The sequence below is a fragment of the Desulfamplus magnetovallimortis genome (assembly GCF_900170035.1).
GTDB lineage: Bacteria > Desulfobacterota > Desulfobacteria > Desulfobacterales > Desulfobacteraceae > Desulfamplus > Desulfamplus magnetovallimortis.
The window spans coordinates 36,638-60,451 of sequence record NZ_LT828549.1 but is presented as its reverse complement, the minus strand read 5'-3'; the positions used below and the strand labels follow the sequence as shown (position 1 = coordinate 60,451).

At 41.0% G+C, this 23,814-nt stretch carries 27 protein-coding genes; 5 read left to right on the top strand and 22 right to left on the bottom strand.

The genetic code is table 11. The features are described 5' to 3' along the window. Window positions 1-5: 5 nt before the first annotated feature. On the bottom strand, window positions 6-332 hold the full coding sequence (locus tag MTBBW1_RS16170) for a two-CW domain-containing protein (RefSeq protein WP_080804864.1): 327 nt from the start codon (window positions 330-332) through the stop codon (window positions 6-8). A gap of 892 nt (window positions 333-1,224) precedes the next feature. Between MTBBW1_RS16170 and MTBBW1_RS16165 the strand changes: the two genes are divergently transcribed. Continuing rightward, window positions 1,225-2,877, top strand: a complete 1,653-nt coding sequence (locus MTBBW1_RS16165; protein ID WP_080804861.1) for a glutamate synthase-related protein — start codon at window positions 1,225-1,227, stop codon at window positions 2,875-2,877. A gap of 11 nt (window positions 2,878-2,888) precedes the next feature. Beyond that, a complete protein-coding gene (locus tag MTBBW1_RS28465; RefSeq protein ID WP_186441383.1) occupies window positions 2,889-3,032 on the top strand; it encodes a hypothetical protein in 144 nt (47 codons plus the stop codon). Between the two features lie 41 nt (window positions 3,033-3,073). Here the strand turns inward: MTBBW1_RS28465 and MTBBW1_RS16160 are convergent, their stop codons facing one another. Continuing rightward, window positions 3,074-4,468 (bottom strand): sigma-54 interaction domain-containing protein, encoded by a 1,395-nt coding sequence (locus MTBBW1_RS16160; protein WP_080804859.1) that lies wholly within the window; start codon window positions 4,466-4,468, stop codon window positions 3,074-3,076. Window positions 4,469-4,747: 279 nt separating this feature from the next. On the opposite strand from MTBBW1_RS16160, the gene MTBBW1_RS16155 reads away from it, so the two are divergent. Further along, window positions 4,748-5,530 (top strand): hypothetical protein, encoded by a 783-nt coding sequence (locus tag MTBBW1_RS16155; protein WP_080804857.1) that lies wholly within the window; start codon window positions 4,748-4,750, stop codon window positions 5,528-5,530. Between the two features lie 355 nt (window positions 5,531-5,885). Continuing rightward, window positions 5,886-6,689, top strand: a complete 804-nt coding sequence (locus tag MTBBW1_RS16150) for a LolA family protein (RefSeq protein WP_080804855.1) — start codon at window positions 5,886-5,888, stop codon at window positions 6,687-6,689. 552 nt (window positions 6,690-7,241) lie between these two features. On the opposite strand, the gene MTBBW1_RS16145 is transcribed toward MTBBW1_RS16150, so the two are convergent. From MTBBW1_RS16145 to MTBBW1_RS16065, 18 genes are all read right to left on the bottom strand, one after another. Continuing rightward, on the bottom strand, window positions 7,242-7,838 hold the full coding sequence (locus MTBBW1_RS16145) for a hypothetical protein (RefSeq protein WP_080804853.1): 597 nt from the start codon (window positions 7,836-7,838) through the stop codon (window positions 7,242-7,244). Window positions 7,839-8,054: 216 nt separating this feature from the next. After that, window positions 8,055-8,258 carry a 2-hydroxymuconate tautomerase family protein gene (locus MTBBW1_RS16140; protein WP_080804851.1) on the bottom strand — a complete coding sequence of 68 codons (204 nt, stop codon included), beginning with the start codon at window positions 8,256-8,258 and terminating at the stop codon, window positions 8,055-8,057. A 289-nt stretch (window positions 8,259-8,547) separates the two neighbouring features. Further along, entirely contained in the window at window positions 8,548-8,790 is a 243-nt protein-coding gene (locus tag MTBBW1_RS16135; RefSeq protein ID WP_245809430.1) for a transposase, read from the bottom strand. Window positions 8,791-9,125: 335 nt separating this feature from the next. Next, complete coding sequence (locus MTBBW1_RS16130; protein WP_080804849.1) at window positions 9,126-9,434, bottom strand: helix-turn-helix domain-containing protein; 309 nt, start codon at window positions 9,432-9,434, stop codon at window positions 9,126-9,128. A 10-nt stretch (window positions 9,435-9,444) separates the two neighbouring features. Continuing rightward, a complete protein-coding gene (locus MTBBW1_RS16125) occupies window positions 9,445-9,801 on the bottom strand; it encodes a type II toxin-antitoxin system RelE/ParE family toxin (protein ID WP_080804847.1) in 357 nt (118 codons plus the stop codon). 192 nt (window positions 9,802-9,993) lie between these two features. Continuing rightward, entirely contained in the window at window positions 9,994-10,212 is a 219-nt protein-coding gene (locus tag MTBBW1_RS30395; protein WP_222424078.1) for a group II intron maturase-specific domain-containing protein, read from the bottom strand. After that, window positions 10,187-11,170: a reverse transcriptase domain-containing protein gene (locus MTBBW1_RS16120; protein WP_222424077.1), complete on the bottom strand. Its 984-nt coding sequence runs from the start codon at window positions 11,168-11,170 to the stop codon at window positions 10,187-10,189. Before MTBBW1_RS16120 ends, MTBBW1_RS30395 begins: the two co-directional genes overlap by 26 nt. A gap of 312 nt (window positions 11,171-11,482) precedes the next feature. After that, entirely contained in the window at window positions 11,483-12,034 is a 552-nt protein-coding gene (locus tag MTBBW1_RS16115) for a reverse transcriptase N-terminal domain-containing protein (protein WP_245809429.1), read from the bottom strand. Window positions 12,035-12,729: 695 nt separating this feature from the next. Next, window positions 12,730-13,098, bottom strand: coding sequence for a toxin-antitoxin system TumE family protein (locus MTBBW1_RS16110; protein ID WP_080804845.1), 369 nt, complete (start codon window positions 13,096-13,098; stop codon window positions 12,730-12,732). Further along, entirely contained in the window at window positions 13,095-13,358 is a 264-nt protein-coding gene (locus MTBBW1_RS16105) for a hypothetical protein (protein ID WP_207688541.1), read from the bottom strand. The genes MTBBW1_RS16110 and MTBBW1_RS16105 overlap by 4 nt, the downstream gene beginning before the upstream one ends. 405 nt (window positions 13,359-13,763) lie before the next feature. Beyond that, a complete protein-coding gene (locus MTBBW1_RS16100) occupies window positions 13,764-15,395 on the bottom strand; it encodes an IS1634 family transposase (RefSeq protein WP_080805151.1) in 1,632 nt (543 codons plus the stop codon). Window positions 15,396-15,731: 336 nt separating this feature from the next. After that, the gene (locus MTBBW1_RS16095; protein ID WP_080804840.1) at window positions 15,732-16,388 is read right to left on the bottom strand and encodes an HNH endonuclease; all 657 of its coding nucleotides are present in this window, start codon (window positions 16,386-16,388) and stop codon (window positions 15,732-15,734) included. A 144-nt stretch (window positions 16,389-16,532) separates the two neighbouring features. Beyond that, window positions 16,533-16,817, bottom strand: coding sequence for a hypothetical protein (locus tag MTBBW1_RS16090; RefSeq protein WP_080804839.1), 285 nt, complete (start codon window positions 16,815-16,817; stop codon window positions 16,533-16,535). Then, window positions 16,814-17,248: a transposase gene (locus MTBBW1_RS16085; RefSeq protein ID WP_186441381.1), complete on the bottom strand. Its 435-nt coding sequence runs from the start codon at window positions 17,246-17,248 to the stop codon at window positions 16,814-16,816. The genes MTBBW1_RS16090 and MTBBW1_RS16085 overlap by 4 nt, the downstream gene beginning before the upstream one ends. Window positions 17,249-17,330: 82 nt before the next feature. After that, complete coding sequence (locus MTBBW1_RS16080; RefSeq protein WP_080804836.1) at window positions 17,331-17,573, bottom strand: hypothetical protein; 243 nt, start codon at window positions 17,571-17,573, stop codon at window positions 17,331-17,333. Between the two features lie 2 nt (window positions 17,574-17,575). Continuing rightward, window positions 17,576-18,049 carry a type II toxin-antitoxin system VapC family toxin gene (locus MTBBW1_RS16075; protein WP_080804834.1) on the bottom strand — a complete coding sequence of 158 codons (474 nt, stop codon included), beginning with the start codon at window positions 18,047-18,049 and terminating at the stop codon, window positions 17,576-17,578. 186 nt (window positions 18,050-18,235) lie between these two features. Next, window positions 18,236-18,517 carry a transposase gene (locus MTBBW1_RS16070; RefSeq protein ID WP_245809428.1) on the bottom strand — a complete coding sequence of 94 codons (282 nt, stop codon included), beginning with the start codon at window positions 18,515-18,517 and terminating at the stop codon, window positions 18,236-18,238. A gap of 245 nt (window positions 18,518-18,762) precedes the next feature. Next, entirely contained in the window at window positions 18,763-19,428 is a 666-nt protein-coding gene (locus MTBBW1_RS16065; protein WP_080804832.1) for a nitroreductase family protein, read from the bottom strand. Window positions 19,429-19,963: 535 nt separating this feature from the next. Here MTBBW1_RS16065 and MTBBW1_RS30390 point away from each other — a divergent pair. Then, window positions 19,964-20,116 carry a phage integrase N-terminal SAM-like domain-containing protein gene (locus MTBBW1_RS30390; protein WP_087881784.1) on the top strand — a complete coding sequence of 51 codons (153 nt, stop codon included), beginning with the start codon at window positions 19,964-19,966 and terminating at the stop codon, window positions 20,114-20,116. Window positions 20,117-20,182: 66 nt separating this feature from the next. Here the strand turns inward: MTBBW1_RS30390 and MTBBW1_RS16055 are convergent, their stop codons facing one another. Both MTBBW1_RS16055 and MTBBW1_RS16050 read right to left on the bottom strand, forming a co-directional pair. Further along, complete coding sequence (locus tag MTBBW1_RS16055) at window positions 20,183-20,878, bottom strand: peptidoglycan DD-metalloendopeptidase family protein (protein WP_080804830.1); 696 nt, start codon at window positions 20,876-20,878, stop codon at window positions 20,183-20,185. Between the two features lie 266 nt (window positions 20,879-21,144). Then, a complete protein-coding gene (locus MTBBW1_RS16050) occupies window positions 21,145-23,706 on the bottom strand; it encodes a radical SAM protein (RefSeq protein ID WP_080804828.1) in 2,562 nt (853 codons plus the stop codon). Window positions 23,707-23,814: the final 108 nt, after the last annotated feature.

Sequence of the window (23,814 nt, the reverse complement as noted above, 5' to 3'; positions counted from 1 at the left end):
CACCACTACTCCTGATCAAAAAAATGATTAAACACTCTGCAACTCTTGCATAAAGCAATTTTTGTCTTCCAGTCTTTAAGTGGTTTACCGCTGCAAATGGTTCCGTTGATAAACCAGCACATGTCTCCGCAGTTAAATTCCCATGCAGGACAGTTTTCCCGTCTCTCATCAGGACAATCTATGATATCCCAGCATTTTTTAACATCCTGTTTTTCAGGGTCCATTCTTGAAAGAATAAAAAGCAGTTGCCTTTCCACATGATGAGGTATAGTCCTCCAACCCTGTTCATAACTGTGGATTGCTTTCAGGGAAGTACCCAGTATCTGTGCCATCTCTTTCTGGGTTTTACCAAAAGCAGCTCTTATTTTTTAAACTCTATATTGTTCATGATAAAAATTCTTTCTTTTTTTATGGTTGCCTTGATTAATGAGCGACTCCTGCATCTTTCATATCGAAACAAAAGCAACTTACACTCTCAGGATTAAGATTCCCGAAAAATGGGCATGGTATTACGTTAAGGTTAAGCGGCAAATGAAGGATGCCACGGTTCCAAAGAAGTTTCTCATTGAATAACAATTCTTGAAATAAAATTGAAGAAGAGTTGAGCAGGTTGAAAAGTATGCCACAAAATGCGGGTTGTCAATGATAACAATCTCACTTTGTGGTAGTAAAACTGATGTTCGTTTCAGCCCCAGGAGATAGCTTTCATATTTAATACTCAAAATCGACATCTTATTGCTTTTTTGCAGTTGCGGAATTTTCTTATAAAAGGTTACTCATTTTAAAAGAATAATTGACAATCAATAATGATTCTGAAATAGTAACTTCCTGATTCTGGCATGGAAACCTGTTCTGGTTTTTCATGTCAGGCGTGAAGCTCTCCTTAAGGCCATGATGCACCATGCATCGCAATCAAAAAGATGAAAGTCTTTATGGCATTCTTCATATCATCCCAAAAGTACATTACGCTTTTTTCGGGATAGTACACTTTTCTCGGGAAAGAGTTCGCACAAATTGGCATAGTGCCCCGAAAAGTGTAAGGCGGTAAACGAAGGATGCCGTCTTTATATTGTGTTTTCGATTATTTTGAAAATACTATGTTTGGTACTCACAGAGAGATAATTTTTTGACTGATGAGTTTAACATTAGGAAATTACTAATGCTATGCCAGACCCAAAGTGGGTAAATTTCCAGAAACCTCAATTTTAACAAGGATGACAACAAATGAGATTTTCCAAAAAAAACGATGTAATTGGAACTGCCAACCGTGGTGATGCAACTGAATCAAGTCTATGCACTCTATGCCGAGCCGACTGCAAGGGAAAATGCGAAACATGGCTCTCAAGTATGGTAGGACGTAAACTACTCTACCCCAGAAGTTTCGGACTTGTGACAGCAGGGGCAAACAATACAACCCATGTAGGTGTCTCATACAACTCATTGAGAATTCAAGGATATGCATATGGAGCCCAGGGCCTGACAGAAAATCTTACCAACAGCCCCGACGACTGTATCTTTCCAAATGTAAGCCTGGAAACCCAATTTGGCAATCAGGTAAAAACAAAGGTTCGCATGCCCTTGATGACAGGAGCGCTTGGTTCCACATTCATTGCACAGAAATATTGGGATTCATTTGCAATTGGTGGAGCTCTTGTGGGTATTCCTGTTGTAATAGGTGAAAATGTTGTTGGAGTTGATAGAAATTCCCAGATTAATCCAGGCGACAAAAAACAGGGTAAAATTGAAGTAGCTCCTGAGCTTGATCGCAGAATAAATACATACCTGCGCTATTATGACGGCTATGGTGCCATCATTGTTCAGCTCAATGTTGAAGATACCCGTAACGGAGTGGCTGAGTATGTTATTAACAAATATGGAAACAAATGCATAATTGAGCTTAAATGGGGGCAAGGAGCCAAAAATATTGGTGGAGAAATCCAGGTTAGAAGCCTTGACTATGCAAGATTCCTTAAAGACAGAGGCTACGTAGTTGACCCTGATCCATCCATACCTGAAGTTCAAAGGGGTTTTGAGCAGGGTGCAATTAAATCCTTTGCCCGTCACAGCAGACTTGGAGCAACAAACCTCAATTCCGTTGAAAAGGTTCGGGAAGATTTCATGAGTACAGTTGAATATCTCAGAAGCCTGGGTTTTGATAGAATTACCCTCAAGACTGGCTCATATGGAATGGAAGAACTTGCCATGGCCATAAAATTCTCCACAGATGCTTCCCTTGACCTTCTTACAATTGACGGTTCAGGCGGTGGTACCGGCATGAGTCCATGGAATATGATGCAGAGCTGGGGAGTTCCATCAATCAACCTTCACTCCAAGGCATATGAGTATGCCAATGTTATCTCTGCAAAGGGCAAAAGGGTTGTTGACATGTCATTTGCAGGTGGATTTGCACTTGAGGATCACATATTCAAGGCACTTGCACTTGGTGCACCATATACAAAGCTTATATGCATGGGAAGAGCCATCATGGTACCGGGATTCCTTGGTGCAAATATTGAAGGTGCAATCTATCCTGAAAGAAGGGCAAAGGTAAATGGAAACTGGAACGAGCTTCCCAAGACAGTGCTTGAGGTGGGCAAAACCGCAGACGAAATATTTGTTGGATACCACTCACTTGAGGAAAAAATCGGAAAGGATGAGATGAAAAACATTCCTTACGGTGCAATTGCTTTCTACACATTGGCCGACAAGCTGGGATGTGGTTTACAGCAGCTCATGGCAGGGGCCAGAAAATTCTCGCTCAGCCAGATCTCCCGACATGACATCTTTTCAGGAAACAGGGAAACTGCAAGGGAGACCGGTATTCCACATGTTTCTGATGTAAACGATGAATCTGCAAGGAAAATACTGAACTCATAAAGAAGATTGCCTTGTCGGAAGAATGCAATGCTGAACTCATAACGAAAATTGACTGGCCAGAAAAATGCAATGCTGAACTCATAACGAAAATTGACTGGCCAGAAGAATGCAATGCTGAACTCATAACAGAAATGAACTGGCCGGAAAAAGTCTGAAACAGAGATGTCTGTGTTGATTTTCATGTCCAGGCAGAGGCTCAGTAACGATAAACTTCAATATCTCCGGCATCAGGAAATCTGTCCAGAAAACGATACAGGGTTGCCCTACCCACACCAAGGTAACGGGCAGCCCTTGCTTTATTACCGCCTGTAATCTCAAGGGCATTTTTAACCGAATTCCTGTCAAGTTTGCCATGGCTTGCACTTCCTGCCCCACGGTCACTCCTTGAGTGAGGAGTATCGTTGTTTCCCCCATTATGCTCCAAAACCATATTCAAAAGCTCCATGGGCAAATCAGATGGCATTATTTTCTCCTGTTTGCACCTCACTATGGCAAATTGCACTGCATTCTGAAGCTCCCGCACATTGCCCGGCCAGGAATAATCCATCATTATACTCAATGCTTCCTTTGAAAACTCAGGAATCGCATCTTCATGATCATCTCGGGCTACTTCAAGAAAATGAGACACAAGAAGAGGAATATCATTTTTTCTGTCCCTTAAAGGCGGAAGAGTTATGGGAATTACATTAAGCCGATAATAGAGATCCTTTCTGAATGTACCTTTTTTGACCTCTTCTGCAAGATCCTTATTTGTAGCGCTTATGATTCTGACATCCACCTTTATGCTCTTTTCCCCTCCAACCCTTTCAAGGGAGCCCTCCTGCAAAAAACGCAGCAGCTTTACCTGAACCTGCTTGGGAAGCTCTGCTACTTCATCAAGAAAAAGAGTTCCCCTGTGGGCAAGTTCACACCGCCCTTTTCTCTCCTTTACAGCACCTGAAAATGCTCCTTTTACATGTCCAAAAAGTTCACTTTCTACAAGCCCCTCGGGAATTGCACCGCAATTAACAGGAACAAAAAGAGCACCTGCACGCTTACTTTCATTATGAAGAGCTGCTGCAACCCTCTCCTTTCCGGTTCCTGTCTCTCCATTGATATGAACAGGATAGTCATATGGCGCCACATCCCTTATCTGCTGAAAAAGATGAAGCATCTCCCTGTCCCTGCCGATTATGCCGGAAAATGATGTCATCTCCTGTGCTCTTGCAAGTAGAGCATCATGTTCTGTCATATCTCTGAAAGAGGCAATAACTCCCTTGAGAACCCCTTTGTCCATTATACCGGTCACGCACATCTCGATCCGGCGAATCTCTCCATCCTTTGTTGTTATTGCCACAGGATATTCTATCTTTCTGTTAAAATCCGGAAGGCTTTCACTGCTGCAAAAAGAGCATCGTTCTCCGCAGAAAGGAGCTTCAAAGACAAGATGGCAATCTTTTCCAAGAACATCTTTTTTGCTGTAGCCGGTTATTTTTTCCGCCTCCTTGTTGAAAAAAAGAATTCTTCGCTCCATATCATGGGCAATAATACCGTCCCTGAGATTGTCCAGTACCAGTTCGAGATTTTTCCGATCCAGGATGAATGTATCCATATAAATAGTACCCTCCGGATATAATTGTGCAACTCTCTTTTCAGATACAGATGTGTATCACATAAAAAAAGCAATTGCCACAAAATATTTTATCCCGTACTATATGGCTTTTGCCGTGGAAATAGATACAAATTTCCATATTCGGGAGTGACTGAATGCCGACCATGACCATTTACAAAGAAAAAAGTGTCCTTGGGAGGACTTGTCCATACCCACTTGTTTTTGAAGAATAAAAATGGAAATACCTATACCATGAACTTACATAAAGGAGATTTTAAGATGAAAAAATTATTTTTAACTGCAATATCCATGTTTTTAATGACAACAGCAAACATATCCGCCCAGGAGTTTTCAGCAGACATGGAGACAAACTCTTCATTAATGCAGGAGACCGGAAAAATATACCATAAAAACAGTGATATATCCCGAACTGAAATGATGGGAATTATTACCATTATGAAACGCCCAAAGATCTATCAGATTTTTGATGATACAAAAAAATATTATATTTCAGATATTAACGAGGTTAAAAAAAATAACCCGATTGCAAACATGGATATTACTGATTTTAAAACATGGGCAACACATAACAACATGAAAAAAATCGGAAATGAAAAAATTGAAGACTTTTCATGTGACATATTTGAGGGCAATGTCAAATTTGAAGAGAGTCAGCCCCCGGTACACATGAAAGTCTGGTATTCTGACAAACTAAACTACGCATTAAAAACAGTCATGGTTCTGCCAGACCCTGCCGGAACAATCTCAAATCTTGCCAAAAACATCAAAACCGGAAAACAGCCGGATTCTCTTTTTGAACTTCCTGCCGGATATACAATGGCAAAAAGTATGGAAGAGGCAATGGGAATACCTGACATGAGCTCCCTCATGCAAGGAGCCCCAGCCGGCATCATGGAGACTGGTAACATGCCTTCAATGGACGACATCAATTCCATGCAGAAAAAAGGCGGGCAGTCAATTCCCACACCTGAAGAAAGAGAAAAAATGATAAAAAAGATGCAGGAGATGATGAAACAAATGCAGCAGCAACAGCAGCAATGATAGGCTATCTCTGAGAACCTTCAATAAGACAGTTACTTTGTAGTGTTCTTTCAAGGTAGGTTTGATTGTCGGGTAATGTTTCTGACATTTCAAAGGTTCAAAGCGTTTTATACTCAAAGTCGAAACCTATGATCTTATAGGCCTTGTCAACACTGTCTGAATCAGGATTCCAAGATTAACAGGATAAGGCAGGATTACCTATCTTGAACATCTTGGTTATCCTGGTAACCTGATTCAGACAAATGCAATAACTTCTAAAAAAGCAATAAGATGTCGATTTTGAGTTTATACCTGACAATCTTCCTAAATCCTTTTCATCATGGTTCAAAATTTTTAAAAAGAGGAACGAACAGAAATGATAACAAGCTTCATCCGTAAATTTACCATAGTTTTTTATATCTCAATCATGATCTCTTCATATGGAATTTTTTTTCCTCTATACGTGATGGCAGCTCAAAATGAACCTGACACAACAAACATTTCTGTTCTTTCCCAAAAACAGGAAAACAACATGGATTTGCCCCAAGGCAAGGCAAAACAAGATGGTGATCAAAAACTTGTATCAACTTCCTTTTCAAGTGAAAAGGAAGAGGCCATAGTTTCTGCCATTGAAAAGCTCTACTCCAGAAGCAATTTCAGTTGTGCCTATCATCAAAGATCAACCCTTAAAGCACTTGGAATATCAGAAGATGCCTGGGGCCGTGCATTCTTCAGCCACCCTGGAAAAATGCGATGGGAATACAAGGAACCTGAAATACACAAAATAATTTCAGATGGCAGAAATCTATGGATCTACAGGCCGGAGGAAAAACAGGTATTACAAGGCGATGCAGCAGTTTTTTTCAGAGGTGGTGCAGGTGGAGCTTTTCTTTCCGACATAAGTTCAGTGCGGGAGGACTATACGCTGTTTGTCAGTGAAAATAATTTAGATACAACAGCTATTTACCTTACCATGGTACCCAAAAATGAAACCCCGGACATTGCATCCATAAAGATCAGGGTGATAAAGGATAGTTATATTATACAAAAAGTTACCACAACAAATGCATATGGAGATACAACAGAGATAACTTTCAGCGAAATTGAATTTGGTGAGCTGGATGATTCCCTGTTTCACTTCACTGTGCCTGAAGGGGTTGATGTTATCCCTATGGGGTGAGCCACAGTCTAATGCATTGTCAGCACTGAAATTTTAGGGTTACTATCTTCCGGACATTCTCGTCTGACAAGCGCGTTAAAAATCTCACAATCCTAATTTTTAGTTTTAACAATGCACTAAGTCCTGAAGTGCAACAAAGACGCCTTTTATGTAAAGAAGGCACTTTATCACGCTCATGTGGGGAAATTCCTGATTCTAATTTTTTTTGTGCTCAGGTACTACATCCCGACATAGAAGTTAAGATTGGCAAATTATGTAATTTATTTTAATGATAAACAAACCGATTTAACTTGTAAATTGGAGAGGAACTGTTAGCGTTTTGGACGATTATGCCTCGTTTTTGACTAAACCACAAAATAAATTAGAATCAGGATTTTCCGCTTTATGTAATAGAACAAAGGCCAACGCTGAATTCACCTGCCGTAACGGAGCGCAGCGAAGTGGAGGTCAGGTGAAATGGCTGGCCATGTAATTGTTTTTTACAATTGGTTGCATAAAACTACTTACCTACAAATTCAAGCATTTTTTTTGATAAATACCAACCTGCAATTATCAGGCAGTATATGGCCCTGTTTTTGGTTTTTTATGAAAGACGCAATGTAGCGGATTATCTGGATTAATCCACAGGATACACCTACCGCCATCTCCTATTCTTTCATCCAGGAATTGATTCGCTTCTTCTTCTCTACTGCAGGCAACCATCTTTACAATGATGGGCGTTACCTGATACGCTACCCCTTGGTATTCAAACTCACAGAGTATCCTTGATGCCCAGAAAGTATTCCTGATTAAATTACCGTCTGTATCAATATCCTCAAACTCCTGGACTTCCCTATCAATGCATTTTCCTTCAACTGCAACAAATTTCCCGTACAAATCACGCCCTGCAATAAAGCGACTACTCATAAGTAATGCTAATCCTGTCACCATTATGGAAATCCCAACCCATACTGGAAAACGTTGATAACTAAATGTAAAAGGCCCACCGAAAAAGCAGAAAAAACCTGCAATAATTGCAAACCAGGCAAGTGGACTGCCGGGATTATACATCTCCAACTTGCCCTCAGGTTGCCATGGAATATGCTGAATTCTCCAGCCGCTGTTTCTGATGTTATCCTGAATTTTTCTCAGTTTTTTTTCGCCAAACATATTATTTCTTCATCACTATTTGCGAGTATTATTTATGCGTCCGTTCTAACTCGATTATTTTTGGCTTAGGTTTCAACATGTCTCAAATCATAATATTGCCTGTCAGCTTCCCAGAAAGCCGTCAGCTTATTAGATGAAGCGAAAGCTTTGAATTGCGCAACCTGTTGAAAAGGCGAGCTTTCTGGGTCAGCTGCACTGGCTGGTTATGAGCAATATTTATTGTCCTTTATTTCTTCTTACAGTAACACTCTCGCCTCCAATACCCCAGTTGTCTGTATTGACTTCATCAATTACCACAACAGTGGTCTCGGGGTTTTTACCAAGAGTTTTTTGTAGTAATTCTGTAACACCCTTAATCAATATAGATTTTTTTTCAGGGGTTACATTCTCATTGGTAATTTTTATATTCACATAAGGCATTATTTGTTTCCTTTTGACTTAGGAATTGATTTTTAAAAGTTCCTCATAGCATTTCCAAAATCTATTTGTTGTTGATGATTTCATAGTAGATTCAGATCAACCGGAGTTGTTTTACCTCTTCGCTTTTCGTTAATAGCTTTATCTGCGGGTATTATCTGCGGTATCTGCGGGGTCGGGCCACCATAATAACTTGAAATCATTTACAATTAAGTCCAACAGTACATATTTTCAAGGGATATATCTTCTTTTTTAGACCACAAATTGAAGTCATAGGGGTATGTTTCTTCTCTCAGCTCATATTACTCAGGTGTCTCCCACTTTCAATGGCGGCTGCATGGTAACGATATTCCCAATATGCACCTTTGCGTTTTTTTCGAAGATTGTATTCCTGGGCACAACGTCCTGCTGTCAACTGTATGGATTTCGGTATGGTCTCACGGACTCCATCATCGACCACCAAAAGATGAATATGGTTGGAGGTCACCACGTAATTCAAAATGGTCAACCCATAACGTCGTTTGGATTCAAACAAACATTGAATTCATACCCTTTTGTCTTTGGCAAATTTCAAAAGAAATTCTCGTTGGTTACAGCGGTGGTTATGTGCCACAACTGGCCAGGAATATAATGTCTTTTTGCTCGTGCCATTTTCTGATTTCGGTGTCAAAAAGTTCGATATAAGCCCTTTATATTGAGGCAAATAGAGAGATTTCTCAATGATTATGATCTGTTATGATGGCCCGACCCCGCTCTCTCATTAAAACCCGGATTACAAAAAGTGCCTGCGGCTTTTGTCAGGTGCATTTTGGGGTTTGGCATCCGGTTTTTGCCTATTAGTGGCCTAGAATATCTAAGGTCAGCTATGTTTTAAATTATATCTATTCCGGTAATTTTTGACTTTCCTTCTTTAAAAATTGCTTTAATTTCAAGATGTCCTCCTAAAGCTTCAACATAGCGTTGCATTGCATTTAAGGTAATATTAGGACGCCTTTCGAGTTCTGACAATGCCGACTGTGACAATCCCATCGCTTTTGCCAGTTCTTTTTGTGTTATATTATATGATTTTCGAACTTGTTGTAAACGAATTGATGCAATTTTCTCTTTAGATTTCAGCCGTATTTCGGCTCTTTCCTTACTTGAAAAATTTTCTTGAATTATATTATCTAAATTTTTCATAATATCACCATTACTTGTTTTGGAGTGATTTTATATGATTTTCAAAAACAACTTCAGCTTGAGCAATAAGCTGTTTGTAAAATTGATCCTGATTCTTCCCCTTTTTATCTCCACCACTTAACATGATAGCCTTACGTTCTGGATCAAAGGCAAAGAGGCTCCTATAAACATGGCCAGGAACTTTTGTTCGCAATTCTTTTAAATTCTTGAATTTAGAACCCTTAATTTGATCTACGTGAGGCCGCCCAAGCATTGGCCCAATATCTCGCAACACTTCTAAATCTGTTGCGATGGCAACCTTGTGCCTTTGAGGTAACTTTTTGAACCAACTTTCGTATTCCTCGCTGAATAATATTTCCCAAGTCATGAATACAAATATAATGTTTATACGATATTAAGTCAAATAGAACAGCAATTCTAATTTTGGAGTCAGATGCGTTTAAAACCAAGAAAATGATAATTTTCATCAATGTGATTTCAGATAGTTACACGCCAAAGGAATTGATTAAAAGTCATAATTAGAATTGCTGCAAATAGAAAAAACTAGTTGCAATTTTTTTTAATAACTCGTGCACTTTGATTTTGAAAAGCCGAACCCATAAGTGAGCGGTGGCGGGGACAGATTTAATTTAACGAGCATTCTGGCACGCCGTGTCGGATAGCCGGGGAGTGTTACCACTCCCAAGCCTCCTAAATTGGGATGCCTTCTGCGACTCCAACGCCATGTAAAATTCCATATTGCATGATCAATCTTACCAAATACTTCTGAACTGACCACATGACGGTAAATCAAATCCCTCGTCAATATGAGTAATCAGGGTCTTTTCTGCTGACAAAGTCAATCCTCTTTCCTTAAGGAATCGCACCAATAGAGGTTTTACAGCGTATTGAAGCAGTTCTTTGGAGTTTCCGGTTATTACAAAGTCATCCGCATATCTAACCATATGGATTTTCTCTTGTCTCCTGAAGTTGCGTTTCAGCAATTCCTCCATTCCATCAAGTGCCATATTGGCCAGTACAGGTGAAATAATACCACCTTGCGGAGTACCTTCCTTTGTGGGATGAAACATTCCCCTTTCAAGATAACCGGATTTCAGCCATATTTTGAGTTTTTGTTTGTGCATCGGGATGTTATCAAGCATCCATTCATGGGAGATACAATCAAAGCAACTTTTAATATCCCCCTCAAGTACCCAGTCTGCACTGCCTTTACGCCTTAAAGCGTTATAACAGGCTCCCATGGCGTCTTGAGTGGATCTCATTTTACGGAATCCATAAGAGTGACAATCTGCCTTGCATTCTGACACAGGGTCAAGTCCTTGTAATTCCAGGGCTTGCTCCGATCTGTCTTTCATGACAGGAATGCCCAGCGGCCTTTTCTTTCCGCTCTTTTTGGGGATATATACTCGTTTTAATGGCTGGGAGTGATACCCTGCACGGTTTAAAGTTAAAACCTGATGCAGTTTCTTCTTTGCCGAGTCAAGTAGTCGATTATCGACACCTGGTGTCCGCTTACCCTTGTTTTCTGATACCCGTTTTACTGCTAATACTTTAGCTGAAAATGACATGGATAACAGACGTTGCAGGCTGCGAACTTTTTCCTTGCTCCCTTCCTTTACTGCCTTCACGATACGTGCCTGTAAACGATTTACATTGTTTTGCATAGCTTTCCAGTTAATGGATTTCCACGCAAAATCAAAGTTCTTAAGGCCGTCAATGGCTATAGCAGTCATCATCTATCCTCACCATTAAGATACAATCATCCAAACATTTCCCGTGATTCAACACCTGCCGGAAGTCTGCTCACTTTCGTGATAAGGGATAACCCTCTATACGCTACATTACATAACGGCATTTGCTTTCTCCGACCTCCTTTACCCACTTGCCTATGGGCTCACCTTGCGGCTTGCTTTCCATACTTAAATGGAGACAATTGGGCTTACCCTGTTCCACTGATATTACACGATGGGTTAGCGTCCGTCTATCCGCCGGGGGAATTTTAGATCACGTATGATGAAACCCGAGCATCACAACCATACCCCTTACCATCATTGTGCCGATGTTGTACGACCCAGACATATAAAGCATTGCTCCATTGCATCTGCTGTACTTCGGCATTCCCTGAAACCATAAGAATTGGGATCTGCTTCCATTTCGGCTATGGGATCTACCGCTAATTTCCATAGTGCCTGCATGGCTCTATCTTTCATGGTCGGTATCCCAAGCGGCCTTCTTTTACCATTGCTCTTTGGAATATAAATTCTTCTGAGTGGGTTTACTTTGTATCCTTTCTTTCTTAATTCTTGAACCGCTTCTGTTTTCTGTTTTGGGGTATTCCAAAGTTCTCCGTCAATACCCGCTGTTCTTTTGCCTTTGTTTTCTGTTATACGCCTGACTGCCAGGGCACGGCCGCCAAGCGAACAGGTCAGGATATATTGCAAGGCTCTGACAAGCCTGTGCTTCCCTTCCTTAAAAGCCTTCACAATACGCACCTGTAGGCGACGCACGTTTCGATGGGCACAATTCCAGTTGATGGTGTGCCATTCTATTTCCATCGAATTACTCAGGCTCGCGCCAACAGCTTTCATGGCTGTTCCCAATCTACGATTTCCTGTTTCTGTGCCGTTCTCAGGCTATCTTGTGATGAAAGACCATCCGGAAGTCTGCACCCTTTCAGGTTTGGGCAAAGTTTGAACCCATATCCACACCATTACAGCATGGCATTCGCTTCCTCCGAAATCCCATACCCGCTTGCCCATGGCCTCCCCTTACGGTTCGGTTTCCACATCTATTAAGATATGGAGACAATCGGGCTTACCACGTTCCGCATAAATACCTTACAAGTGACTTAGGCTCCACTTTTCGACCGACGGTACTACATCTGCGTCGGGACAAAGCGCACGTCCCGAACCTGACCGCTTACCATTTTGGTTCAGGCATATCAGCACCTTTTGTCTGTTTTAGCTGACGATCTTTATCAGTGATTCACATATGTTAGCCATATCACTCAATCCTGGCTCCCGACCGCATTGGTGCTCGCAGTCGCCACCGCCCCTCACGGTTTGGTGACCATCCGAAGATGAGGCTTCCTCTGTCCCCACGCTCTTTATTCAGTGGGTAGGATACTGATGGCAGAACATCAGGTTATATCATGAAGTTATTCAAGTATAACAAATATTTATGCGACTTCGTGTCGCACACGCTAAGCTAACCGGCGCAAAAGGTTGGAGGGAGCGCTAGCGACCGGAACCCTTTTGCGTCCGAGTTCAGCGCCGGGTTAGCCTGCTGTATTTTGCTATTTTCGTTGAATTCCGGCAATCTCAGTAAGTACGTCAGAAAGTGTAGGTTCACCACTCTCTTTAATCTCTTCTTTTTCATGTTTATGGTGAGGAAAAGTATTAATATTGGAATGATGAGGAGCATTATCATAGCGGAAAATTTGTTCCATTAATTCGTTCATATACTGATAACGGTACTTTATTTTGGATTTTAAATCGGTATTTCTGACTTCTGTAAAATCCAGTCTATAACCGTTTTCAAAGATGACTGATCCTGTAATATACCCCTGCCTGGTATTATAAATCTTTTTCTTCAGAGTAAGAGATCGAATATTCGAAAATTGCTGAATAATATGCTCAAGCTGTAAAAAATATTTTTCGATCATATCAGTTCACTGAGTTTTTTCTCATTTTCACAGAACATTTCATAGATTCCCGACCACACAATAAAATCTTCGTCATCTCCAGATATGCCCTGCTCAAATTTATGATAAAATTCGTCAGATGACATTCTGTATTTTTCTTCGAACTCTTTCATATCCAATCGGAGATTCATTATACCTTTCTGTAATTCCTTAATCTGATATTCAATAATATTCTGAACAAATATTTCCTCATCCTGGGTGTATGTCAGAATTCTTTTCAATCTTTTTTCAGTCTGGGGCTGAATATTCAGTTTTAAATTCAACATATATCACCATACTTTCTTTATATTTTTGGAAGGCTGATCTCAAACTAAAAAATCAGACTTCGTAAGTTATTAACGTTGTTCTGCTTTTCAAATCAAATGATATATTTTGATAGAACATCATTTACCTATATTGAGCAGGTAGCCTCATCCTTTTTCTGAATTGTTCGTTAATTTCTTTTGATAATACATTTGAATATAAATAACCTTTTTAAAATTAAATTTCGACTATCTTATGTATCTCAATCAAACAGGCATTCTTCAATCATAACCATTTAAAATTTAAAAAAATGATAATTTTTTATTTTCAAGATTCGTTGATTAACTTTTGTAATCAAATAGCCACAAAGAGCCATTAACTCTTTACAAAGCCATCTCAACTCGAGGCTTTACTTGATATATTGCTGCAACAGAAGTCCCTAATAATGATAATATTCTTCTGCGTAACTCATTGAGGCCTTCTAACATTACTTTAATCTGCTTCCCCTCCCTTATCACAACATGATTGATCCCCTCCAAAAGTTGAAAAATCCATCTCATAGTAGGACGCTTGCTGGGCTGCTTAATCTGATTGGGAATAGTTTCATCCACGTGATCCAATGCTGTTCTCAAGCGCCTCTGTGCAGTTGTGTAAACAAGTAGAGCTAAAGTCATTACCATTATCAAAGCTTCGATTCTGCTTGCTTTTTCCAGAAAAAATGATGAGGCAAAACATAACGGGCTTTTTATAAATCCGAAACCTTTCTCAACATGATCCTGCCCTTGATAGCCTTGAAGCACTTCAAGATCGTCTAATTCAGTTTGTGGAATATTGCTACCAATTATAAAACAGGCCTTTTCTTTTATGATTTTATCGATTCGTTCCAAATCTTTCTCTACTTTACACTTAATCATATACTCAAGTTCAAATGGACTGTTTTTAGCAGGTCTGCCTGTACTCAAATACTTTTTGTGTTCTTCAATTTCAACCTCTTGCAGAACGTAATATTTCCACGGTTTACATATTTTTTTCAGAGCCTCAAGGGCTTCTGTCTCACTTTTAAAGCGTTGTGCGTGTAAATGATAGAGAGCCTTGTCAATCTTGGTTTTTTCTTTGATACTGGCTTTTTCCACGGTGTTTTCAGAACGATTCAAAGCGGCTTTTGAAAAAACAACAATCCAGCGTTGCCCAATGCCATAATGCTCTATTTCAAAACAGGTGTATTTTCTATTTTCATCCCAAATTACCCAGTTATCCTGATTCAAAGCATCACTAATGGTTGCCTTGGCAGGGGCATTTGTCTCTGGAATTCGAGTGATAAAATTCAACGATTTCAAATTGATAGCATTGTTTTGGGTATAGCCCTTTGAATCCATAATAAGGTATCGTGGATTTTCCGCATCCTTCCAGGCTTCTATCAGCTCTTTGGCTCGATGCTGGAAAATACTATTATCATCAGCATTGCCACTCCAGCATTTCATTAAAAGTGGAATTCCCCCATCTTGAGAAACCATCAGCTCCAGGACGACTTGTTTCAAATCAGGCCTGTGATCTTTGGAATATCCATGGGTGATCGTGATCGCCCCAATATCTTCATCAGGCAAATGTTCACCGGTAGTGGAAAAACTCGTCGTGTCCTCGCACCCAAAACTACAATCTACTTGTTCCTGACGACACACTGATGCAGCAAGGAGACCAAATAGTGCTTCACACCCATAAGCATGAACGCTGTCCAGAGTACGCCCAAGTTTAAAACGATTGAAATGTTCCGCCCGAACTCCCGGACGAAATAGTAGCTCCAGCGGTTTGTTTTCAAAAAATTGAGGGGTTAAGGAAATCGGTCGGTCTGTAAAACCAAGACCATTGAGAATCATACCGGCAATGGCTTCTCCATGGCTGATCTCCGACTGTTCATGGACTCCCAGCAGGTTATCTATTTGTTCTACCAGCTTCAGATCTTTGATAACACCGGCAACGATACCATAGTGATCTAATCGACTTATTTCTAATTCCATCTTCATCTTTATCGCTTTCTCTGTAGTGGTTTAAAGACAGTGAGATTGTAAATCATTTTTTTATAAACGGAATGGCTGTGACTCAGCCACCCCCGAATATGAAAATTTGTGTATCCATTTTCACGGTAAAAATCACCTGCTCAATGTGGGATTTATATTAAAAACTCAAGATTAAAACAAAAAACTGAGCTTAAAAATTGCAGCTTATACAGGATTAACAGAATGATATTAAAGATAAATCTGTTAATTCAATAGATTAAGCAGGCTAACGGAAAGCTCACCGGCGGCAATGGAGCTTAGCGGAATTGCCGTCCGGTGCAGCGCCTGGTTAGTTGTTTAGATTCTGTTCCCTTTCGATAGGTTACAGCGTTCACAAAGCAGCTGAAGGTTTCGGACGGTGTTACTTCCGCCTTTTGAAAAAGGCACTATATGGTCGAAACATAGCTTTGCTTTTGAATTACATTCGACGCACTGACCACCATCTCTTTGCCAAACCTCTCTTTGGACTGCGCGAGGTATGGCTTCCCTCCTAGGTTTTTTCGGCTTAGGTTTTGGCATAGCCGCTATATCGACACGAATCAAACTATCTTCTGAAACGGGCTCCGTTGATTCTTCAGGAGAAGGGATAGCTTTAAACTCTGGAAGTGGGCCAAAGGTTTTGAATGCCTTTATATAACTTATTAAATCATCGAGTTCTTCATCACTGGTTACGATCAGTTTTAATGCGGGTCTTCCCCTTTCAAGGCCTGGTGATGGGTATGTGTTGCTGTGGCGACCTGATTCAGCGGCATACTCAAGGGCGATTTCTGGTAAGGATTCTGAATCTGGCGGGTACGGTAACCATACAAATGCCTGATTTTCTTTGTTTGGCTGGTCTGTTTGTACCACCACACCCAGGTCTTCCCCTACATCCCAAGCTGTAACTTTCACAGTTTCTCTAGCTGGGCTTCCAAACTCTTTTGTTATTCTTTCGATAACCTGGTTCTTAAACATTTGCCTTCCTTTGACAACCTGATACAGCTAACGTTGAGTACACAGAACGTTGAGTACACAGTCAGCCGCAAAAGCCTGGGATACATCCACAGCCCTAATCGGCTGACTGTGGTACGATTTGTTATATGAAGCCGAATTTTATCTTCAGCCCCCGCAAATCAATGTTTTTCCCATCAGTGGCACATTGTTTGCTAATAGAAAAACTATATTTCCTGTACTATCCAATGCACAGCCCGTCAACAAATTCCGGCATGAATTCGGCTTTTCCATGCTCATTTTGTCCGGAAAACCTGCAAAATCAGGGGCAATCCCCATCCGGATATGCTTTCTCTCATTGAAAATTGCCTTTGAACTAACACCACCCCATTCACTTTCACGACATCGTGAAGATGCTCCGGGATTGTACATGACTGATGGCTGTCCAATCATGATGAATTCATCACCTCCACAGTTTTCCTGACGTAATTTTGCTGCCTTTCCCTTCTGATTTCAATGAACTCTTCGGCATCTCCATTGAGGATGTTACCGCACCCGTCCATGGAGGCCAGCTCTTCCGGAAAGTTCAACTCGCCCCGGCAAAAGGCATCTTCCAGCCCGGAAATGAATTTACCACGGAAAACCCTGGACAGTGCCTTGACCGGATAGAGAAAATTGTTGCGCTCATACTTGTGATGAATCCACTCTCCGGTGGCTTCATCATAGGCTCCGCCGGGGATCACGCAATGAATATGAGGATGCACAGGGCTGCTGACCCCAGGTGTGAAGCACCATGAAAAACCGATTTTTCCTCCAGCCCATTTTGGCTCATGTCCAAATGCTAGCAGGGTGTCTGCAACGCTTCTGAACAACAGATCGTACACCACCTTCTGATTGAAAAGACAAAAAGGAAAAATCCGGTTGGGAAGTGTGAACACACAATGAAAGTACGGTACCACGGCAAGCTCAGGTGTGCCGCCCACAGCTTTCGCGGGAACCGCTCCCGTTCTCAGCGTCCCCTGGAGTGCCTTGTTGTGCAACATTATGTACTATAATTTTTGTTCTTGCGGGAAAAGAGAACAACTTCTTTCCTGGAACACTTTGTCTTTTCATAATATCCTTAAATATAGCATCTGGATCATTATTAAATTTATTTGCGTATTGCTCTCGTAATGCACGTGTTTCAGCAACTATAGGATCTTGCCACATTTTTAACTCTCCATTAATTCATCTGGTGTACATATTAAGGCAGGCTCATAACCCATTGCTCTGCAAGTTAATTCAATTTTTGGACGCATATGAGCATTGGCTATTTGAGTGCAATTCCATGTAAGCAGGTATTCAATTCCATTTACAGTTGCAACAGCCACATGGTAGGCATCAATTTTAGCTTTTATGGGTAAGGCTTCGGATTTCAAAAGCTCATTCCCAAGTATTTTAACATCATTAGTCACCTTGAGTTCCATAATATTTTCCAATACTGCAAGGCGACGTTTTGATGCTTCAGGGTCTCCCAAACTGGCTTCAGCAATAACGAATTCAGAGATTACAAGATCGTATTTCTTACGCTGCGTATCCCACCACTCAGCAGTAGCATTTTGTCTTGCCATAGCACGGAGGTCATTACTTGGTCGTGCTGTTAAATAACTTACTACCGATGTTTCAATATAAACTTTAGGCTTCAATGTTATCCCTTCTGTTTTCCAGAGCTCAACGGTTTCAGTGGAATCTCCAATTTTTTTTTATCTGCGGGGTCGGGCCACCATAATAACTTGAAATCATTTACAATTAAGTCCAACAGTACATATTTCCAAGGGATATATCTTCTTTTTTAGACCACAAATTGAAGTCATAGGGGTATGTTTCTTCTCTCAGCTCATATTACTCAGGTGTCTCCCACTTTCAATGGCGGCTGCATGGTAACGATATTCCCAATATGCACCTTTGCGGTTTTTTCGAAGATTGTATTCCTGGGCACAACGTCCTGCTGTCAACTGTATGGGTTTCGGTATGGTCTCACGGACTCCATTATCGACCACCAAAAGATGAATATGGTTGGAGGTCACCACGTAATTCAAAATGGTCAACCCATAACGTCGTTTGGATTCAAACAACCATTGAATCCATACCCTTTTGTCTTTGGCAAATTTCAAAAGAAATTCTCGTTGGTTACAGCGGTGGTTATGTGCCACAACTGGCCAGGAATATAATGTCTTTTTACTCGTGCCATTTTCTGATTTCGGTGTCAAAAAGTTCGATATAAGCCCTTTATATTGAGGCAAATAGAGAGATTTCTCAATGATTATGATCTGTTATGATGGCCCGACCCCGCTCTCTACCATATATGGTGTTTCTACTTTCCGTATCTTTTGATCTGTCCAAGATCATGATAAAATTCTTATTTTGGATATCCAACACTTTGAGCAAGAATGATCTTCTGGTCTTCTCTAAGATTAATTTTTGCTGCAAGTGATGGTCTATCAATCCAGTCACGCACGACTGTTCCCAAGCCAAAAGCAACACAATAAAGATACACGTTCTGGCTTATGAATCCGGTATCTGCGGCTGAATAAAACATTTTCTTGTCATTATTTTTGTTTCCTAATTTCGAGAAATCAGCAACATAGATTAGATTCAGTGGAGCGTGCGCTACGAAGCCTTGTGTTCCACAAAAGCTACGGATATCTTCAGTTGAAAGTTGCACCAGCTGATGAAAACGGGCATCATACAAAAATAGCCCATTTACTGTGACCACATATATTTCAATTTCTTGACTGCTCATGGGTGAAGGTGCAGTTCGATCTCCTGTTTCCGGTCGGTTGACTCCAAAAGCTGCCCAGAGAAGATCAGACAAAACTTGTTGAGGCAATGGTTTATTACTGAATGATCGTGTGGATTTGAGGTTTTTCAATGCAGACATCAATGATTTACTTCCACCGATTGAAGGTGACGGCAATATTTCAAATTCTTTTTGTGCTGCAAAAAGCCCTGATGGTTTTAATACAACCAAGGCTGTACTGCTCGCCGCCGCACTGAGAAATTTTCTTCTGGTTACATCAGACATTGTGTTACCTTAATTTGTGGTTTTGTTGACCTGTGAAATTATTGATACTTGTATAATTCACAAACCTCGGCAATATCAATAGTATTTATAGCCGTTTATAATTTCAAACCAAACGTTGAGTACACCGTCAGCCGCAAAAGCCTACGATACATCCACAGCCCTAATCGGCTGGCGGTGGTACGACTGGTTATATGAAGCCGAATTTTATCTTCAGCCCCCGCAAATCAATGTTTTTCCCATCAGTGGCACATTGTTTGCTAATAGAAAAACTATATTTCCTGTACTATCCAATGCACAGCCCGTCAACAAATTCCGGCATGAATCCGGCTTTTCCATGCTCATTTTGTCTGGAAAACCTGCAAAATCAGGGGCAATCCCCATCCGGATATGCAATCTGTCATTGAAAAATGCCTTTGAGAAAACAATTATTACGCTCTTACTTGTGATAATACAAAGAATAAACTAATGGCTTAAATATAAAAACAAATAGTATTGTTACTCTTTTATGACAAATAACTAAAAAACTCCATATCAAATGAATCATACCATATCAACAGAAAATAAACCCAAATTATTAGATGAAATCAGAGCCATAATGAGGGTACGCAGATACTCCATTCATACAGAAAGAAGTTACTGCGACTGGATCAAACGTTATATTAATTTCCATAAACCGAGGAAGTTATAAAAGAATAAAGCCGATGCAATTGTCGGCCTTGTCTTCCCAAAATACCGGTATATCTTCTGAAAAACTCTAAGTCTTGAAGAGTAACAAAGGAGATGGACATAGGGTGTCAATCACTTTAAGATCTTCGGCAGAACAGTATCCCTTAGAGACAAACCCCTGCTCATAGCCCTTTTGTGTAATAACCTGAAGATGGGTATGGTAGAACCAGTTACCGTTCTCATGAAAATCACCGATAAAGGCAAATGCCTCCCCTGCCCTGAAACTATCGCCGGGTGCAGGAAGCCTCTCCCGATTCAGATGGCCGTAGAGACTGTAAAATGTCTCAAAAAATGGACTTTCATGCATCAAAAGGACATTACCGCCATAATTGCCCTCCCCTTCCTCATATCCGCTCTCCTTTACAACAGCATCAAGGGGGGCATAAAGGGGAACTCCGCATCCAACTATAATATCAAGACCGAGATGAAAATAGCGCTGCTCTTCTTTCATCTGGGGATACTTGTATAAAAGGGGTTCGCGGTTTTCAAGGTATGAGGCAACACCCCATTTATGTAAAGGAGGCACTTGATCACGCCTATGTGGGGAATTTCTATCTATTTTTTTATCAAGCCACTCCTGAAAAGCTCTCTGATTCAAAAGATCCACCTGGTCATACAAATCAGAACCGGCAGCCATGCTAATAACAAAAGGCTCTCCTGTCAGCCACTTGAAGAGGGGATGAACAGTTACCTTATCACTGTATGCAATATAAGGATATCTCATTTTTTCAATTAACTCCCACAGTTTTCACCCAAAAAACAAAATAGAGACGCAATGCATTGCGTCTCTACCGTTCTACCGTTCGGTTATTTTTACCATTGGCAAGATGCTCAAAGACGATACCTATGATCTTTTGAACCTTGTCAATACTGACTGAATCAGGATATCCAAGATTAACAAAGATAAGGCAGGATTGTCTATCCTGAACATCCTATCCATCCTGGTTATCCTGATTCAGACAAATTCAATATTTACTTCGTGTGATTCTGTCAGGAAACAGGAAAGTCATTTGTTTTTATAAGGCCGGTTATTTCAACAACAGGGTTTCCATCTTCATCTATTTCCACACCATCCGGTAATGAAAATTCCACGCCGTCAGGAAATAGAGCTTTTCCCTCTACTTCTTTATTATAAGCAAGACCCTTATAGTAACTCTCATCATAACATGAAAGTTTTAATTTAAGTGGACTTTCGCCATTTAAAGTATTGGAATCAATTATAAACTTTGATGTTAAACCATAATCGACCTCTCCAAGGGGTGTCATTATTATATATCTTGGAATCTCCCTTCCGGAACCTTCCCTTCTTACCTTTGTGGCAATCTGTACAATATCGTATGAATCAACAGGGCGGCGTCTGTTCCATTCGCTCTGGATGGGAAGCCCAGCCACATAGAGATGATGAAACTCGATTTTTGTTTTGCGAAGCACATATGCCATATCATGAATTGCACTGTCTGTATCATTAACACCGCCCAGAAGCGGTACATTACAATAAACAGTGATTCCTTTATTATTAAGCTTTCGTACAACTTCAGCATGGGCATCGGTTATATCACAAGCCTTGAGAAACCATGTCTCTATCTCAAGACGAAGGGGATTGACAACAGAAAGACGGTTAAAATCTCCCAATGTATTGATTACACCACGGGTAAATGATTCAGGTTCAACTGAAAATTTCATGGATCTAAGCCTTACTGCATTTACATGCTCAATCTCACTGAGCTGCTTTACCAGCCGGTTGATTTCATACAAAGATTCAATGGCATCGCCCATTCCTGGAACAACAAAGTCTCCTGCGGTTGAAAAAGGTGCCACCACCACATCGGTTATCCTGTGATCATCCTTTATATAGGCTATCTCCTTTGCTCCTACTCCAAAAGGGTCAATGAGCACCCGTGTTTCATGAAGCCGTTTTAAAGAAGGGATACCCGTTGGCACAATGGATTCAACTGTCTGGCATGTATAAACAAGTTGTTGTCGGAGGCTTGAGATTTCGGCATCAGATGCCGTGTTGTTTGCAGGTGCTTTTTTAGGCGGCCTGTTGCCAATGAGAAAAGATTCATCCCCCATTTTGGCCATGTACTGGATATCAATTGTCCCTTCGGCATTAACCCTTATGTTGGTCAACTCATTTGCAAGTGGGGCAAAAGCCTTAAAATATTCAGGAGTGTAGGGAGTTCTTATCCATATGAAATTTTCATTATCGGCAACTTTTTCCACAGCCCAGCCACTGCTGTGCCAGTCCATCTTGCCTATGGGTGTGGCAGTGCATATCCTTGGTATCACTCGATCGGAAAGATGCGCCCGAAGGTGCAAAGCCACATTAATCCCGTCGGAAAGAGGTTTCCAGTAGATGGAATTTCCATGAATGGGACTGCATGGGATATATATATAATGAAGCTCGGCTCCTGCCCCTCTCAACAGGCCGAAAAGCCTTACAAGTTCAGGTCCGGTATCGTTGCAGTCACTTAAAAACGGGGTCTGGATATAGACAGCAATCCCGTTTTGCACAAGATCCGATATGATATCAAGGCTTTCCGGCGATATCTCGTCAGGATGGATAAAATGGGTTGCAACCTCCATGCGTTTGCCATTTTGCTGAAGCTCAAGGTTTTTCTGTTTCAGATACTTAAGATACGCAGAGTCGTTTTCCAGAAAAAGGTCAGGATAATAGGCAACCGATCTTGTGGCAAGGCGCAGGGTTTGGACATGATCCACTGTCATGAGACCGTCAATTGTGGCTGCCATGTTTTTCCGATTCATGAAGGGATCTCCACCAGTTACAACAATCTCCTTTATGGATGGTGAATTTCTGACATGCTCAACCGCTGCCATCACTTCCTTTGGTGTTGGGTTTTTTTCGTTCCTGGACTCTTTATGCTTTCTGAAACAGAAGCGGCAATAGACAGGGCAGCTCATGTTGAGAAGAAAAATAACGCGATTCTGATACATCTGCTCAAGAAGTCCCTCATGGAACTGGCCAATCCAGGTATTGGTATGCCCCACGGAATCAAGCTCTTCAACAAAAGGCATGTATTGATAGGCAACATCCCGGGATACCATCATCTGACGTATTGTATGGCGGGAGAGGCGAACTGGATATTTATCCATCACCTTCTTGAGATCAAGACGCTGATTATCCGGAATATTTAGGTTTGTGGCTATTTCAAGCTCTTCTGTATCTCTTATGGAGAGATATCCGTGACCAGGAACCACCTTCTCCAGAATGGCCACAAGGAGAATATGTGGCAATGTAATCCGGTTAAGTGTCAGCGATTGTGCATCTGATCTGCCGATGGCCTCTAATACCCTTGTAAAAAAACTTTTTGGATCACCCTGATATCCTGTAATCCGCAAAAGCTCTGCAAATTTTGTACGGCCATTGCCATTCCCTGTCATTTTTGCAAATTCACGACCGCAGAACTGGGAGTTTCCGTATAGCTCCAAAAATTCAATAACTCCGTCCGTCAATACAGACAGTGGCACTTCAAGCTCTTTTTTTGAATACTCAAAAAAGACCGGCAGCTTTATATCTCTGTTCTCTTTCATTTAAACCACCAAATTATCCATTACATTATAACCAACATGGCGGTTCACCGCCACAATTGAAGTGTTGAAAGTCTTTATAAAAACAGCCATTTGCGGGGACTTTCATAT

Excerpts from the sequence above, each read along its gene's own strand:
- MTBBW1_RS16110 (WP_080804845.1), bottom strand. The coding sequence starts at position 13,098 with ATGATCGAAAAATATTTTTTACAGCTTGAGCATATTATTCAGCAATTT.
- MTBBW1_RS30390 (WP_087881784.1), top strand. The coding sequence starts at position 19,964 with ATGAATCATACCATATCAACAGAAAATAAACCCAAATTATTAGATGAA.
- MTBBW1_RS16095 (WP_080804840.1), bottom strand. The coding sequence starts at position 16,388 with ATGTTTAAGAACCAGGTTATCGAAAGAATAACAAAAGAGTTTGGAAGC.
- MTBBW1_RS16170 (WP_080804864.1), bottom strand. The coding sequence starts at position 332 with ATGGCACAGATACTGGGTACTTCCCTGAAAGCAATCCACAGTTATGAA.
- MTBBW1_RS16125 (WP_080804847.1), bottom strand. The coding sequence starts at position 9,801 with ATGACTTGGGAAATATTATTCAGCGAGGAATACGAAAGTTGGTTCAAA.
- MTBBW1_RS16055 (WP_080804830.1), bottom strand. The coding sequence starts at position 20,878 with ATGAGATATCCTTATATTGCATACAGTGATAAGGTAACTGTTCATCCC.
- MTBBW1_RS16155 (WP_080804857.1), top strand. The coding sequence starts at position 4,748 with ATGAAAAAATTATTTTTAACTGCAATATCCATGTTTTTAATGACAACA.
- MTBBW1_RS16065 (WP_080804832.1), bottom strand. The coding sequence starts at position 19,428 with ATGTCTGATGTAACCAGAAGAAAATTTCTCAGTGCGGCGGCGAGCAGT.
- MTBBW1_RS16160 (WP_080804859.1), bottom strand. The coding sequence starts at position 4,468 with ATGGATACATTCATCCTGGATCGGAAAAATCTCGAACTGGTACTGGAC.
- MTBBW1_RS16100 (WP_080805151.1), bottom strand. The coding sequence starts at position 15,395 with ATGGAATTAGAAATAAGTCGATTAGATCACTATGGTATCGTTGCCGGT.
- MTBBW1_RS16120 (WP_222424077.1), bottom strand. The coding sequence starts at position 11,170 with ATGATGACTGCTATAGCCATTGACGGCCTTAAGAACTTTGATTTTGCG.
- MTBBW1_RS16050 (WP_080804828.1), bottom strand. The coding sequence starts at position 23,706 with ATGAAAGAGAACAGAGATATAAAGCTGCCGGTCTTTTTTGAGTATTCA.
- MTBBW1_RS16140 (WP_080804851.1), bottom strand. The coding sequence starts at position 8,258 with ATGCCTTATGTGAATATAAAAATTACCAATGAGAATGTAACCCCTGAA.
- MTBBW1_RS16130 (WP_080804849.1), bottom strand. The coding sequence starts at position 9,434 with ATGAAAAATTTAGATAATATAATTCAAGAAAATTTTTCAAGTAAGGAA.
- MTBBW1_RS16080 (WP_080804836.1), bottom strand. The coding sequence starts at position 17,573 with ATGTGGCAAGATCCTATAGTTGCTGAAACACGTGCATTACGAGAGCAA.
- MTBBW1_RS16150 (WP_080804855.1), top strand. The coding sequence starts at position 5,886 with ATGATAACAAGCTTCATCCGTAAATTTACCATAGTTTTTTATATCTCA.
- MTBBW1_RS16145 (WP_080804853.1), bottom strand. The coding sequence starts at position 7,838 with ATGTTTGGCGAAAAAAAACTGAGAAAAATTCAGGATAACATCAGAAAC.
- MTBBW1_RS16090 (WP_080804839.1), bottom strand. The coding sequence starts at position 16,817 with ATGATTGGACAGCCATCAGTCATGTACAATCCCGGAGCATCTTCACGA.
- MTBBW1_RS16165 (WP_080804861.1), top strand. The coding sequence starts at position 1,225 with ATGAGATTTTCCAAAAAAAACGATGTAATTGGAACTGCCAACCGTGGT.